At 67.6% G+C, this 15,094-nt stretch carries 10 protein-coding genes; 2 read left to right on the top strand and 8 right to left on the bottom strand.

Annotated elements, in window-relative coordinates; genetic code table 11:
* Positions 1-55: 55 nt before the first annotated feature.
* The gene (locus ACP7C5_RS10820; protein ID WP_426264241.1) at positions 56-2,263 is read left to right on the top strand and encodes a penicillin acylase family protein; all 2,208 of its coding nucleotides are present in this window, start codon (positions 56-58) and stop codon (positions 2,261-2,263) included.
* A 4-nt stretch (positions 2,264-2,267) separates the two neighbouring features.
* Here the strand turns inward: ACP7C5_RS10820 and ACP7C5_RS10815 are convergent, their stop codons facing one another.
* From ACP7C5_RS10815 to ACP7C5_RS10780, 8 genes are all read right to left on the bottom strand, one after another.
* Entirely contained in the window at positions 2,268-4,553 is a 2,286-nt protein-coding gene (locus tag ACP7C5_RS10815; protein ID WP_426264240.1) for a TonB-dependent receptor domain-containing protein, read from the bottom strand.
* A gap of 73 nt (positions 4,554-4,626) precedes the next feature.
* Positions 4,627-5,580, bottom strand: coding sequence for a FecR family protein (locus ACP7C5_RS10810; RefSeq protein WP_426264239.1), 954 nt, complete (start codon positions 5,578-5,580; stop codon positions 4,627-4,629).
* Positions 5,570-6,130 carry an RNA polymerase sigma factor gene (locus ACP7C5_RS10805; RefSeq protein ID WP_426264238.1) on the bottom strand — a complete coding sequence of 187 codons (561 nt, stop codon included), beginning with the start codon at positions 6,128-6,130 and terminating at the stop codon, positions 5,570-5,572. Before ACP7C5_RS10805 ends, ACP7C5_RS10810 begins: the two co-directional genes overlap by 11 nt.
* Before the next feature lie 94 nt (positions 6,131-6,224).
* A complete protein-coding gene (locus ACP7C5_RS10800; RefSeq protein ID WP_426264237.1) occupies positions 6,225-7,097 on the bottom strand; it encodes a glycosyltransferase in 873 nt (290 codons plus the stop codon).
* A gap of 272 nt (positions 7,098-7,369) precedes the next feature.
* Positions 7,370-8,836: an ArnT family glycosyltransferase gene (locus ACP7C5_RS10795; RefSeq protein ID WP_426264236.1), complete on the bottom strand. Its 1,467-nt coding sequence runs from the start codon at positions 8,834-8,836 to the stop codon at positions 7,370-7,372.
* Complete coding sequence (locus ACP7C5_RS10790; protein ID WP_426264235.1) at positions 8,833-10,122, bottom strand: N-succinylarginine dihydrolase; 1,290 nt, start codon at positions 10,120-10,122, stop codon at positions 8,833-8,835. Before ACP7C5_RS10790 ends, ACP7C5_RS10795 begins: the two co-directional genes overlap by 4 nt.
* 27 nt (positions 10,123-10,149) lie before the next feature.
* On the bottom strand, positions 10,150-12,507 hold the full coding sequence (locus tag ACP7C5_RS10785; protein ID WP_426264234.1) for a transketolase: 2,358 nt from the start codon (positions 12,505-12,507) through the stop codon (positions 10,150-10,152).
* Between the two features lie 52 nt (positions 12,508-12,559).
* The gene (locus ACP7C5_RS10780; protein ID WP_133186865.1) at positions 12,560-13,462 is read right to left on the bottom strand and encodes a LysR family transcriptional regulator; all 903 of its coding nucleotides are present in this window, start codon (positions 13,460-13,462) and stop codon (positions 12,560-12,562) included.
* A 250-nt stretch (positions 13,463-13,712) separates the two neighbouring features.
* On the opposite strand from ACP7C5_RS10780, the gene ACP7C5_RS10775 reads away from it, so the two are divergent.
* Positions 13,713-15,014 carry a spinster family MFS transporter gene (locus tag ACP7C5_RS10775; RefSeq protein ID WP_426264233.1) on the top strand — a complete coding sequence of 434 codons (1,302 nt, stop codon included), beginning with the start codon at positions 13,713-13,715 and terminating at the stop codon, positions 15,012-15,014.
* Positions 15,015-15,094: the final 80 nt, after the last annotated feature.

Genomic DNA, 15,094 nt, shown 5'->3' with positions numbered 1-15,094 from the left:
CGGTGCGGCTCCCATCAACATTGTCGCCGCGAGCGATGCCCGATAGCGTGTGCCCATGGATAGACTCGCCCGCCGCCCGCGCAACCTGTTCGCTCTTGCCGCACTGCTCGCGCCCTCGCTGGCCGTCGCTGCGGCCCCTGCCCCGCCCCAGCCCGAGCAGGCCCGCTGGCGCGCCGAGGCGGCGCGCGTCACGATCACGCGCGACACTTGGGGGATAGCGCATGTCGTCGGGCGCAGCGATGCCGATGCAGTGTTCGGCGCGATCTATGCGCAGGCCGAGGACGATTTCAGCCGGATCGAGGCGAATTATCTGACCGCGCTGGGGCGCACCGCCGAGGCCGAGGGCGAAGGCGCGATCTGGGCCGACCTGCGCCAGCGGCTCTATGTCGATCCGCTCGCACTCCAGGCGCAATACCGGGCGAGCCCCGCCTATCTCCAGACGCTGATGACCGCCTGGGCCGACGGGCTTAATTATTACCTCGCGACACACCCGCAGGTCCGCCCCAAGGTCCTCACGCGGTTCGAGCCGTGGATGGCCCTGTCCTTCACCGAAGGCAGCATCGGCGGCGATATCGAGCGGATCTCGCTGTCCGACCTCGCTTCCTTTTACGGCGGCCGGCCGATCACCATCGCGTCGGAGAATACCGGCCCGCTCCCGCGCGAACCGCGCGGATCGAACGGCATTGCGATCGCGCCGAAGAACACGGTCGACGGCCATGCGCTGCTGCTGATCAACCCGCACACCAGCTTCTATTTCCGCTCCGAACTCCAGATGACGAGCGGCGAAGGGCTGAACGCGTACGGCGCGTCGACCTGGGGGCAGTTCTTCATCTATCAGGGCTTCAACGAGCAAGCCGGGTGGATGCACACCTCGTCGGGCGTCGATAACGTCGACAGCTTCGCCGAGGAGATCAGCCGCTCGGGCAAGACCGCCGCGTATCGCTACGGCAAGGCGATGCGTCCGTTGCGGACTGCGGTGGTGACGCTCTCCTATCGCAAGCCCGATGGAACGATGGCAGCGCGCAGCTTCACCACCTTTGCCTCGCACCACGGCCCGATCGTTACCGAACAGAACGGCAAATGGATCGCGCAAGGCCTGATGTGGAAACCGATCCCCGCGCTCGAGCAAAGCTGGCTGCGCACCAAGGCGCACGATCTCGCAAGCTACATGAAGGTCGCCGAGCGAAAGGCCAATTCGTCGAACGACACGCTGTTCGCCGACTCACACGGTGAGATCGCCTATCTCCACCCGCAATTCGTGCCGCTGCGCGACGACCGCTTCGATTATTCCAAGCCCGTCGACGGCGCCGATCCCGCGACCGACTGGCATGGGCTCCACACCGTCGCGAGCTTGCCCAATGCGATCAACCCGCAGGTCGGCTGGGCGCGCAATACCAATGACTGGCCGTGGAGTGCTGCCGGGCCCGATAGCCCCAAGGCGAAGGACTATCCGCGCTACATGGACAGCGCGGGCGAGAATCAGCGCGGCGTGCACGCCGACCTGCTGCTCACCGACCGCCACGATTTCACGCCCGAACGGCTGATCACGGCTGCCTATGACAGCTATATGCCTGCGTTCGCGACGCTGATCCCGCCGCTCGTCAAGGCGTATGACGCGCTCCCGGCAAGCGACCCGCGCCGTGCGAAGCTCGCCGCGCCGATCGCGATGCTGCGCGGCTGGGACAATCGCTGGGGCACCGATTCGGTCCCCACCACGCTCGGCATATTGTGGGCCGGGCAGATGTGGCGCGATGTCGGCAGCTTCATCCTCTCCGAACAGATCAACGTGCCGCGCTACATCGCCACGCGCGTGTCCGACAGCGCCAAGCTCGATGCGCTCGGCGCGGCGGTCGACCAACTGACGCGCGACTTTGGCGATTGGCGCGTCGGTTGGGGCCGGATCAACCGCTTCCAGCGGATCGACGATTCGATCCAACCACACTTCGACGACGCCAAGCCAAGCATCCCCGTCCCCTTCGCCTCGGCGCAATGGGGCAGCCTCGCTTCGTTCGGCGCGAAATTCTATCCCGGCACGACCAAGCTCTATGGCTCGAGCGGCAACAGCTTCGTCGCGGTGGTCGAATTCGGCCCCAAGCTGCGCGCCTGGGCGGTGACCGCGGGCGGTGAAAGCGGCGACCCCGCCTCGCCGCATTTCAACGACCAGGCCGAGCGCTATGCCGCGGGTGCGTTGCGGCCGGTCTATTTCTATCCGGACGATCTCGCAGGGCACATCGAACGCCGCTATCGCCCGGGCGACCGCTGAGCGGCTACCAGGCGACCGACACGCCCAAGCGCACGTTGCGCGGGCGCAGCGGGGTCGTCTGCTGGCGCGAGGCGAGGATCAGCGGGTTCCCGAGCGAGAAGCGGTTGGCGGTCGCGTTCGTCAGATTGTCGCCCGCCAGCGTCACGTCGAACGTGTGCCAATGCCACGCGATCTGCGCGTCGAGCACGGCGTAATTGCCTTGGCTGACGTCGAGAAAATCCCCGGTCCCCAGCACCGATCGCCCGACATAGCGCCCCGACGTCGCGATGCTCAACATGGACGCATCGCGCAGGGTCCAACGATAGCTCAGCCCGGCATTGCCAGCGAACGCCGGCGTCTCGGGCAAGCGCCGATTGGCCTTGGTCGAGGATTGCGCGAGCGGCCCGTCGACGACGTTGTGCGTGTAGAGAAAGGCGAAATTGGCGTGCAGCCCGCGCACCGGCACCCAATCCCCCGTAGCTTCGAGCCCGATGATGTCGGCATTGCCGATATTGGAGGTGTAGGGCTGGCCCCGCCGCGTGTAGAGATCCGCCTGGATGTCGCGCCAGCGCGCGTACGAGGCCGCGACCGTGAGCTCCAGCCCGGTCGCGCCGGTGCGTTGCTTGCGTAAGCCAAGCTCACCGACCGTGATCGAGTCCGAGCCGAAATCCTGGACGCGCCCGACCCCGCTCGCAACCGCCAGCCCGCCGGTGCGATAGCCCGACTGCACACGCGCAAACAGCGCAAGGCGCGGCCCGACCAGCCATGACAGCGCCAGCGTCGGATCGATCCGTCGCGTCGCGCGCCCCTTGACGAAACTGTTGCTGCGCGGCGTGACCGAGGGCTCGCCATCGGTCCGCGCCGCCGTCACGCGCGCGCCACCAGTTACCGTCAGCCGCTCAGTAACGGGCCAGTTCGCCTCGCCGAACACCGAGACGCTGTCGGTACGGTTGCTGACGCCGATGATGTCGCGAGTCTGGTTGGGCATGCCGAGCGTGCGCGCCTGGACGTCGCGATCCTCGAGAAAGGCGAGGCCAACCAGCCAGCCGATCTTATCGGGCACCGCGCGCGACAGTCGCGTTTCCTGGACGAACAGCTTGTCGCTTTGCTCGGTGGTGTAGACGGTCGGCCCGGTCGCGCCGATCGTGCGAGAGGCGTCGAACGTGTCGAAGGTGCGCAGATCGACGTAACCCGTTGCCGACACCAGATCGAGACCGCTGTCCCAATGCTTGCGCGCCACGCCACGCGCGAGCTTGATATGGCTGCTATAGGGCTGCGCGAGCACCGAGCGACGCTCAAGCGGTCCGCTCATCGTCTCGGCATATTGCCCGTCGGCGGCATCGATCTTCTGGCCGAGCGCGCCGAGCTCGATGCTCCAGCCATCGCCCGGCGCGATCACCAGACTCGCGCGGCCGCCGATCCGATCGGCGCGGTTGATGTTGCCGAGCCGACGCATCGAGTCGGTGATGTAGCCGCCGTCGCGCTCGCTATAGCCGACCACACGCAAGCCGATGCGATCCTTCAGGATCGGCAGATTGACCATGCCCGCGGCATCATAGCCCGCCGCGCCGCCCTGCGTCAGCGTAACGCCCGCGCTGAGCGATGCCGCGGTCTTGGCAAGATCGGTCGGGTTGGGCTCGAGGTGGATGATCCCGCCGATCGCACCCGATCCGTACAGCGTACCCTGCGGCCCCTCGAGCACCTCGACGCTTTTCATGTCGTACAGGTTGAGGCTCGGCTCGGGCCCCGCAAAACCCAGCGGAACCTCGTCGAAATAGAGGCTCGCGGTCGATTGCGTCGGGCCGTTGAAGCTGCTGTCGGCGATCCCGCGGATGAAGATCTTGTTACGCCCCTCGCCGAGCTCGGTGTTCTGCAGCACCGGGGTATCGCGCGCGACATCGTCCATCGTCACCGATCGCGCGGCGAGCGATCCCGGCGCGAACCCGCCGATCAGCAACGCGCTGCCCGGAAAACGCAGCAGCGTCGATCCCTGCTTGCTCGCCGTGACGACGATGTCGCCGCCTGGCTCGGTCACGTCGGCGTGCTTGCGGACGGCGACGCGCCGGATCAGCGCGCCGACCGTCTTGGGCGCGCGGACGACGCGGTAGCTGCGCGCATCGATCGCGACCGCGCGATAGCCCGTCCCGTCGAGCAAGCGCTGCAGCGCTTCGCGCGGCGCCATCTGCCCCCGCACCGCGCGCGCCTGGATCCGCGCGAGCCCTGGCTCGGTGCTGATGATGTCGAACCCGCTCTGACGCGCGAGCGAGGTGAGCGCGCGATCGAGCGGTTCTGGTGCGATCGTGATCCGCACGCTTTGCGCGCTCGCCGGCGCCGAAGGCACGGCGCAGACGGCGAGCGCAAACGGAGCAGCGGTGCGCAGACTCTTAGTTAGGCGAGATAGACCATCGCTCGCCATCGTGATGCCACTCAGCCCCAACCAATGCGGCCAGATGCGGAACATCCCGCGCCGCCGTCCCCGTCAGGCGGACCATGCCGCTAAAGGGACGCTGCGACAAGCTTGCGTCGATCGAAAGCGTGACGCCGTCGATCCGGTTGACCGCGCTCGCGACGCGACCGAACGGCTCGCCCGCAAACGCGATCGCACCGCTGCGCCACGCCCCGACCTTGGCGACATCGACCTTCGACAGCACGATGCTGCCGACATCCTCATGCACCGTCGCCGCCGCACCCGCGCGCAACGCCACCGCCTCGCGCTGCGGCTGAAGCAGCACCGATCCTTCGGCGACCTGCACGTCGAGCCGCTTGCCGTCGCGCTCGACGTTGAACACCGTGCCGACGTCCTGGACTACCTGCGCGCCCGAGCGGACGGTGAACGGCGCACCCGCGTCGTGATGGACATGGAACGTCGCCTCGCCCGAATCGAGCGTCGCGACGCGCGGATTGTTGTGATCGAGAACCAAGCAGCTGGCACCGTTGAGCTCGATCCGCGTGCCATCGTTGAGCGCGATGTCCTGCCGCTGGCCGGGTTTCGTCTCGATCGCATAGGGGGCGGGCCCACCGCCGGCGGGCACGAGCACCAGCGTCAGGCACGCTGCGGCCGCGACAGCCACGCCGCCGCCTGCCCAGGCCCAGACACGGCGCCGCGGCGACGCGACAATCGGAACCTCGATCGGTGCCACGACAGGATCGGCGGGATACAGTTCGGGATGATCGGCGAGCAGCGCCATATCGAGCGCGACAGCGTCGAACGCGCGCGCATGCGCAGGATCTTCCTCGAGCCATGCCACGAAGGCATGCCATTCCTGATCGTCCATATCGGCTTGGCGCATCTGCCAGTCGATGGCGCGATCGACGATGTGCGCTGGCTCAGCGGTCACGATTCGATTCCTCTTCGCTGGGTAGACGATGTGGCGCTTCCGAATCCGCCTCGCTCGCGATCTTGTACGCTTGTATTTCCTTGACGGCGCGTCGCAACAGCTTCTCGACCCCGCTCAACGTCATGCCGAGCCGCGCGGCGATCTCCTTTTGCGGCACGTCCTCGAGCCGGTACAACCGAAGCGCGGTGCGCATCCGCTCGGGCATCGCCGCCAATGCATTCTCGAGCCGCGTCAGCCGTTCGCGGTCGAGCAAGGCGCGCTCGATCGTCGGCTGTTCGTCGGCGGCGGGCTGGACCTCCATCCACGCGGTATCGCGCGCGCCCGACCGCGTTGCGGCGATCCGCCGGTCGGACGCGTGGTTCGACGCCATGCGGTAGAGATAGGCCGCGGGCTGCGCGACGGGCTGCGACGTCGGCAGCTGGTCGAGCTTGATCCACATGTCCTGCAGCGCGTCCTCGGCATCGGCGCGATTGCCGAGCCGCGCCACGAGCAAACGCAGCAACATCGGCTGCTCGGCCAAAAAGACGGCCTTGAGACCGCTTTCGGTCACCGAATCGCTGGGGTTTGCAACATACTATAGCCTAAAGCGCCGAACGTCCCCGCCCGCAACCCCCGTGCCGCGCGGACAGTCCGGCAGCGTCCGATTACGCGGCTTTTTGCAGCTTGACGGCGCAGTCGGGCTCGGCGTAGAATTGTCGTTCGCGAATGCGATCGCTCGACAGGCGCCGGGCGGCAAGGCGGCGCGCAAGAAACTGATAAAAGAACCAGTCGCGCGCAGGCTCGGGCGTCGCATGATAGAGAATCCGCTCGGCGAGCGTCCAGCGGATCGACTCACGGTCGCGCGGGCGCGGCGAGGGCGCGCACCACAGGCCTTCGCCATATGCCAGCCGCCCGAACTTCGCCATGCGGTGCATGATCTCGTGATCCTCGAGCACGTACCCCCAGCGCAGCGCATCGAACTGCCCCGCACGGCGCAACACGTCGGTGCGGAACACCTGCCCTGCCCCACCCGTGTGGCATTGCGCGGGAAACAGCCGTGCCGCCCGCGCCATGCGCTTGGCGGCCTCGACATGATCCTGCTCCGTGGCAGTCGGCGTGACGAAATAGGCGCCGCCCGCGACTGCGCCGGTTTCGAGCAGACGCTCGGCTTGGCGCAGATAGTCGACCGGATACAGCGTATCGGCGTCGCACGTCGCGACGAACCGCGTGCGGGCGCGCTGGACGCCCGTCTGGAGCGCGTTGACCTTGCCGGGGTGCCGCTCGACCAACAGCGTGAAGGCGAGACCGAGCCGGCGGCACGTCGCCGCGGCGACCGCGCCGCTGCCGTCGGTCGACCCATTGTCGATCAGGATCAGTTCGAACGGCACGTCCTGCGCAGCGAGGCTGGCGAGCGTGCCGTCAAGGAAATCGCGTTCGTTGAAGAACGGGATCAGAACGCTCCAGCGCGGCAAAGCGGTCGCGGCCGGACGCTGACCCGGAGCTCCCCACTCGGGATAGTATTGCGATTCGAGCAACATGGCCGTTTCCTGTAAGCGTCTGTCAGACGGTCTTAGAAAGAAGCGGAGAGAGCGCGGATCGCCGGAATGGCCCGCGCTCGGTTTGCGATAATGCGGCCGCCCCCCGGCCAACCGCACACGATGCCGGACGCGATACGGGCGTTAAGTCCCATAAACTGGTTCGCGGTCGGCATCGGCAAACGAGATCTCCTCGTTAACAGAACGATACCGATGCCGGATAACCGGACGGGAAATATTGCGCTGCGGAACTTTTTCTTACGTCAGGCGTGCGATCACCGTCGGAAGGGACGATCGTTGCGCAGATAGACGACTGCGCGATAGTCGTTCCGGGCCGTGCCGAACACCGGCCGATAATCGCGCGCAAGCGCTGCCTCGACCGCGGCATGGCTCTGCTCGTTCCAATCGGCAAGCGGGCGGCTGGCGCTGACGATCACCGGCGGACGGTGCGCGAGGATACGACGGACCTCGGCGGCCTCGTCGATCCCCGTCGCGCCTTGCTCGGGCGCATACGCGAGCGTCGAGGGGAAGGCATAAGCGGTCGGGATGCAGGCGTCCGCGAGCTGATAGACGATCGCGTCGCCGATGAAGACATAGGGGCATTCGTGTCCGCTATTGGCCTTCACCACGCGCGCCAGCGCACGGACGCTGGGCGCGTCGTCGGGGCGGATCGCCGCCTCGACCGCGAAGACGGTGAGCCCGGCGGCAACGATCGCGAGCGCGATCCGGCGATGCCGCCCGAACGTCACCGCCGCCAGCGTCAGCAGGGGTGGCAGCAAGGGCAGCGCATAATGATCGAAGAACACGCCGAGCAGCACGAACGGCACAAACGCAGCGCCGAGCCACGCTGCCGCCAGGCGGATTTCGGGCCGCTGCCAATCGCGCCGCAGCGCCGCGGCGGCACACAGCACGAGCAGCAGGAGTTGCGCACTGATCCCGGCGAGCCGGCGCAGCGTGAGGTCGATCGGATAGCTGTAATGGCCGCGCGCGAAGATCGAGCTGAAATTATCGTACCAGAACGCGCGGAAGGCCGCGGGGCCGAGCTGCCAGTAAAAGCCGATCGCCGCGAGCGTCGGAGCAAGCCCCAGCGCCAGCCACACCAGCCCCGCCACTCCGAGCATGCCGAGCTTTGCCCCGGCGCGCCGCAAATAGAAAAGATGCGCGAGACCGAACAGCGCGCCCTCGATCGCAGGCGTGTATTTGGTCTGGATCGCCAGCCCGGCGAGCAGGCATGCCCCCGCCCCGCTCCAGACGATCGCACGCCTGTCGCGTCGCTCCGCAAGCGCCGGGAGCCGCAGCAGCAGGACCGCGCCGAGCGCCATGAACAGGTTGAAGAACACCGGCGACTGCCCGGCGCGGCCGCTGAGCATTGGCAGCCATACGAGGTACGCCGCCCCCGCAATCAGCGCGCCCGCTGCATTCGCCCCCGCGATCCGCGCCGCGCGGCCGATCGCCCAGGCCGCCCCCACCGCAAAAAGCAGCGCGACGCCTTGATAGGCGACGATCCCGTCGCCCGGCAGGAGCCGTGTCGCGGCATAGATCAGGAACAGCCCGATCGGCTTGCGGTCCCACAGGTCGATATACGGCAGCGCGCCGTGCCACATCCGGCTGCCGACCAGCGCGTAATATTGCTCGTCGGTGTGGATGATCGGATTGCCGAAATCGGCGCCCCGCAGCGCAAGCGCGAGTAGCCCGAGCACCAGCAACGGACCCGCCGAACGCAGCCGCTCGGCGAGGCTCAAAGCTCGCCGGGTCCGAAGCCGAGTCCGTCGAGCAGTGCAGCCCGTGCCGCACGGCACTGCCGCCACATCGCCGGGTCGCCGAGATCGTCGGGCGCGATCCGTTCGGGCCAATGCCGCTCAATCAGATCGGCGAGCAGATCGCAGCGCGCCGGTTCGAGCAGGAAGCGCGGGTCGATCGTCGCATAGTCCGCATCTTCCACCGCGACGCGCAGCCGCAGGCACGCCGGCCCGCCGCCATTGCGCATCGACTCGCGCAGATCGAGCGCCTCGACCGAGCGGATCGGCCCATTGCCCGCGAGCATCGTCTGCAGCCAAGCCCACACCGCCGGCACTTCGCGGCACTCGCCCGGCACGATCAGCGCCATCGCACCGTCGGGCAGGGTCACCAGCTGCGAGTTGAACAGATACGATCGGATCGCCGCCTCGAGCGACACTTGCGCCGCGGGCACCTCGAGGATGATCGCCTCGGGCAACCGGCTGCGGATGAAGGCATAGACAGATGCCGGATCCTCGAACGCCTGCTCGTGCGTGAACAGCACGCTTTCGTTGGCGACCGCGACGACATCGTTGTGGAACGCGCCCGCGGCGATCGCGGCGGCGCTTTGCTGGATGAGCAGCGTGTCGGCGGGATCGAGGCCATGGCGTCGCGCGACCGCCGCACTCGCGGTGCGGTTCTGGCGCGCGGGAAAGCCGCTCTCCTGCCGCACGCCATAGACGAACAGCTCGACTCCGCGCGCAGCGTGGCGCGGCGCCATCCGCATGAAGTTCGCCGCACCCTCGTCGCCGAGTGGGGATGGCAGCGCGTCGTGCACCGCGAAGTGGCGCGTGTCGCCAAAGGCGAGGCGCAGCTGCCGCGCGGTCTGTGGCGCTTCGAGGCTGCGGTGGAGCATCGTCGAGAGATTGGCGACCGAGATGTGGCAGCGGCCGTCGCCGGTATCGGGCGCGGGCGAGACGGTGCCGGCATTGGCGGTCCACATCGCCGATGCGGCCATCACGTTGCGCAGCAGCCCCGGATCCTCGCGCCATGCCGCAGCGAGGACGGCCTCGTCGTCGCCGGCAAAGCCGAGCTGGCGCAGCCACGTCGCATCGGGCCGATCGTGCGGCAGCAAAAGACCTTGCAGCAAGCCGAGCGCCAGCATGTGGCGCATCTTGGCGATGCCCTGCAGCGCCGCCCCGCGCGGCGAGGACACCGCACCGGCATTGCTCGCCGAGGCGATGTTGCCGAACGACAGCCCGGCATAATTGTGGCTCGGCCCGACCAGCCCGTCGAAATTGATCTCGCGCATGCTCGGCAGCTACCGCAATCGCCGCCGCTAATCCACTGGCCCGAGGCACAGCTCGGCGACCGCATCGACGATCGCTTCGGCATCGAGCCGATACGCGCGGAACAGATCTGGCAGATCACCCGTCTGGCCGAAGCGATCGGTGCCGAGCGGGCTCACGCGCATCCCGCGCACGCTGCCGAGCCACGACAGCGTCGACGGCGCGCCGTCGATGATCGTGACAAGCTTGGCGTGCGGCGCGAGCGCGCCGAGCAGCGTGTCGGCATGGCTCGACGCGCCCGCCCCGGTCCAGCGCCCGGCATGCCGCGCCGACCAACCGCGATGCAGCAGATCGGGCGACGTCACCAACAGCAGCCCCAGACCCGGCACGTCGTCGGCGAGCAGGGCAGCCGCTTCGAGCACCTCGGGCGTCACGGCGCCGGTGAAGACGATCGCGATGTCGGCGTCGCCGGAAGGTGCTTTCAGCCAATAGCCGCCGCGCAGCGCATCGTCCTGCCAGCCATCGTCGGCCCGCTCGATCTGCGGGATCGCGCGCGTCGTCAGCCGCAGGTAGACCGATCCGCCGTCCTCCGCCTGCATGTGCGCGAAGGCCCAGCGCATGATCAGCGCGAGTTCGTCGGCGAAGGCAGGCTCGAAATAGGTGAGCCCGGGCTGACCGATCCCGATCAGCGGCGAATTGATCGACTGGTGCGCCCCGCCCTCGGGCCCGAGCGTCAGCCCCGACGGCGTCGCCACCAGCAGGAAGCGCGCGTCCTGGTAGCAAGCGTAATTGAGCGCATCGAGCCCGCGCGCGATGAACGGATCGTACACCGTGCCGATCGGCATCAGCCGCGTGCCGAACAGCGGCGCGGCAAGCCCGAGCGCCGCGAGCATCAGGAACAGATTGTTCTCGGCAATGCCCAGCTCGATATGCTGGCCCGCGCCGTGCCCCGCCCATTTCTGCGCGGTCGGGATGCGCGCGGCGGAAAAGACGTCCTTCAGTTCCTGCCGCCTAAACAGCCCGCGCTGATTCACGAACGCGCCGAGATTAGTCGAGACCGTCACGTCGGGCGACGTCGTGACTATCCGGTCGGCGAGCGGATGCCCCGATTTGGCGAGATCGAGCAGGATCCGCCCGAACGCCGCCTGGGTCGAAAGCTCGGCCCCATCGGGCACCGGCAGGCGCTCGGGCACCGCCACCGCCTGAGCCGGCTTCGCCTTGACCGCCTGTGCCAGCGCACTCGCCTCGACCACCGCGCGCGCCGAAGCGGCGGCATTGTCGCCGAGCCCGCCGTACGGCGCCCATTCCTCGCCCTCGACGATGCCGAGGTCGCCGCGCAATTGCGCGATCTGGCCGGGGTTCATCAGCCCCGAATGGTTGTCCTTGTGCCCCGCAAACGGCAGCCCGTAGCCCTTGACGGTATAGGCGATGAACAGCGTCGGCACGTCATCGTCGCAGCGCGCGAACGCCTCGAGCAAGGTCGCGATGCAATGCCCGCCGAGATTGGTCATCAACGCCGCAAGCGCGGCATCGTCCTGCGCCGCGATGAGCGCGAGCGTCTCGCTTTGCCCGGCCAGATCGGCGTTCAACCGCGCGCGCCAGGCAGCTCCGCCCTGATACGTCAGCGCCGCGAACTCGGCATTGGGGCACGCGTCGATCCAGTCGGCGATCGCTTGCCCGCCGGCCTGCGCAAACACCTCACGCTGCTTCTTGCCGTGCTTGAGCGTCTCGACGCGCCAGCCACACGTCTCGAAGATATCGTCGAAGCGGCGGAACATGCGGTCCGCCGTCGTGCTGTCGAGCGACTGGCGGTTGTAATCGACGATCCACCAGCAATTGCGGATGTCGTGCTTATAGGCCTCGATCAGGCATTCGTAGATATTGCCCTCGTCGAGCTCGGCATCGCCCATCAGCGCGATCATCCGGCCGGCATCGGCCTCGGCCATCTCCCCATGCGCGATCAGATAATCCTGGATCAGCGAGGCAAACGCGGTGATCGCGACGCCCAATCCGACCGAGCCCGTCGAGAAATCGACCGGGATCGAATCCTTGGTGCGGCTCGGATAGCTCTGCGCGCCGCCCATCCCGCGATAGCGTTCGAGCGCGTCCTGGCTCTGCTGGCCGAGCATATAGTGAATCGCGTGCAACACCGGCCCGGCATGCGGCTTGACCGCGACTTTGTCGTTCGGGCGCAGCGCGCCGAAATAGAGCGCGGTCATGATCGCGGTGATCGACGCGCAGCTCGCCTGATGTCCGCCGACCTTCAGCCCGTCGCGGCTGTCGCGCAGATGGTTGGCGTTGTGGATCGTCCAGGACGACAGCCAGCGCAGCCGCGTCTCGATCGTCTCGAGCACGGCGATGGTGGCGGGATCGGCGGGGTGCGCCGGCGGGGTAGCGATCATATCCATGCCGCCCCATAGCCGATTGGCGCGCGACCGCGAGGCCCCTTTTGGCGCGGCGTCATCCCGCGGCGACGGGTACCCCCTGGCGCGCGGCGAATTGTGCGATCAACCAGCTGCGCACCAGGCTGATCGTCGGATCGGCAAGATCCTCCGCGCGCAACTTGAGGTAATAGCCAAAGCCGTCGTTGATCACGCTGTCGTACGGCAAAACGAGCCGCCCGGCGGCGATTTCGGGCGCGAACATGTCGATATCGGCGAGCGCAACGCCGTCCGAATGTATCGCATAGCCGACCGCGAGCGCATTCGCGTCGAAGGCAAGCCCGCGCTCGACGTCGAGGCTGATCCGGCATTGATTCGCAAAAGTGCTCCACAACAACCCGCGCGGTTGCCCCTCGAGCTTGACGTGGAGCAGCGGATTGTCCGCCAGGAACTGCTCGAGCGTCTTGCCCGCGTTGCGCTGCGCCACCTGCGGCGAGCAGACCGGCGCGACGCGCACCATCCACAGCAGATCGGTCACGCGATCATCGATGTTGGGCCGGTCGAACACGATCGCCATGTCGGTCTCGCCGCTCGGCAGCCCGACCGCGGGCGAGCTCGAAATGTCGATCCGGATCGCGGGATGCTCGGCGTGGAACGCCTGGATCATCGGCATCGCGACTTGCTGCAATAGCGTCGGCGGGATGTGGAGGCGGATCGGGCGGCTGGTGTCGGGATTGCCGCTGATCGCATCCATCGTCTGTTCGATCCGGTCGAACGCCTTGCGCACTTCGGGCAACAGCGTGCGTCCCGCCGCGGTCAGCGCGAGTGTCGGCCCCGAGCGGTCGAACAGTTTGTGGCCGAGCTGCTCCTCGAGGCTGATGACGTGCCGGCTTACCGCGCTTTGCGAGACGTCGAGTGCCTGCGCGCCGGCGGTGAAGCTCAACCGCTGGCCGACCGCATCGAATGCGCGGAGCGCATTCAACGGAAGCCAGCGCCGATTGTCCGGGGATGAGCGAGGAATAGCGAACTCCTGAGCGATGCGGGCCATGCCGATGGGAAATACCAAGCGCGTTTCGCCACGCGATGCAACGGCGTCGCACCGCGCCGATCGGTCCGGGAGGGTGCACAAGGTCTATCTGCCACGCGCTTCCGCCGCTACGAAGGTCGATCTTGCGGCGCGCTCGTGTGGCAGCCCGCAAGGCGTGACGGACGACGAAAAGATGGGGCCCCGAATGATGACGACGACACCGCGGCTCGAATCGGCGCGCTGGTATGTCGTGCTCGTGCTCGGGCTCGTCTACGCGCTCAACATCGCCGACCGCTATGTCGTGTCGACCGTGCTCGAGCCGATCCGCAAGGAATTCGGCCTGTCCGATTCGGGCGTCGCATGGCTGACCGGCGTGTCGCTCGCGTTCTTCTACATCTTTGTCGGGCTGCCGATCGCGCGGCTTGCCGACCACGCCAACCGCCGCAACATCGTCGCCGCCGCGATCATCCTGTGGTCGGCGGCGACTGCGGTGCTCGGGCTCACCCAGAATTACTGGCAATTCCTCGTCGCGCGGATCGCGGTCGGCGTCGGCGAGGCGGGCGGCACCCCGCCTTCGACCTCGATCGTCGCCGATAACTTCCCGCGTCGGCAACGCGCGTTCGCGCTGACGGTCTACGCGCTCGGGCTGCCGCTTGGCGCGTGGCTTGGGTCGAGCGTCGCAGGCGCGATCGTCGAGCATTTCCACAGCTGGCGCGCGGGCTTCATCGCGCTCGGCGTTCCTGGCGTGGTGTTCGGTCTGATCATCCTGCTCACCGTGCGCGAGCCCGTGCGCGGGCGGTTCGAGCGGATCAGCGAAGCCAAGGTGCCGAGCGCGACCTTCCGCGAAACCTGCGCCTTCCTCTGGTCGCAACGCTCGGCTTGGCACATCAATGCGGCGGGCACGGTCATCTGCCTGTGGGGTTGGGGCCTGCTGTTCTGGACGCAGACCTATTTCGAGCGCGCCTATGGCCTGTCGACCGCCGAGGCGGGCGCGCGGCTCGGGACGATCTACTTCTGGGCGGGGACCGCCGCGACGATCGCCACCGGCGCGATCCTCGCGCTGCCGCAGATGCAGGACCCCAAGCGCATCGCCTACGGCCTCGCCGCAATTGTCGCGCTGTCGACGATCCCGTCGTTCGTCATCTACTGGACGCACTCGCTCAGCCTCGCGACCGCAATGCTGTGGATCGTCGTGCCGGCGATCTATCTCTATGTCGGCCCGACGATGGCGCTGCTGCTCAACTTCCTGCCCGCCAACATGCGCGCGCAGGGGATGGCGATCAGCTTGCTCACCGCCAATGTCGCCAATCTGATCATCGCGCCGACCGCGGTCGGCTGGCTCAGCGACACGCTTGCCGGGCGGCTCGGCAGCAATGCCGAGTCGCTGCGGTATGCGCTGCTGGCGCTGTCGCTGACCGGCTTCTGGGCGGCGTATCATTACTGGACGAGCGTGCGGACCTATGCCGCCGACGATGCACGGATCCAGGGGACGGGCGTTACCGCTTGAGGCAAGCACGAAAGGCGGTGGTCACGCGCCACCACCGTCACCCCGGCCTTGTGCCGGGGTCCACCGTGCCACGCGTGCTA

The sequence above is a fragment of the Sphingomonas sp. PWP1-2 genome (assembly GCF_049898305.1).
Lineage (GTDB): Bacteria > Pseudomonadota > Alphaproteobacteria > Sphingomonadales > Sphingomonadaceae > Sphingomonas > Sphingomonas glacialis.
The sequence above is the reverse complement of the archived record's forward strand: the minus strand, read 5'-3'. Positions and strand labels throughout refer to the sequence as shown.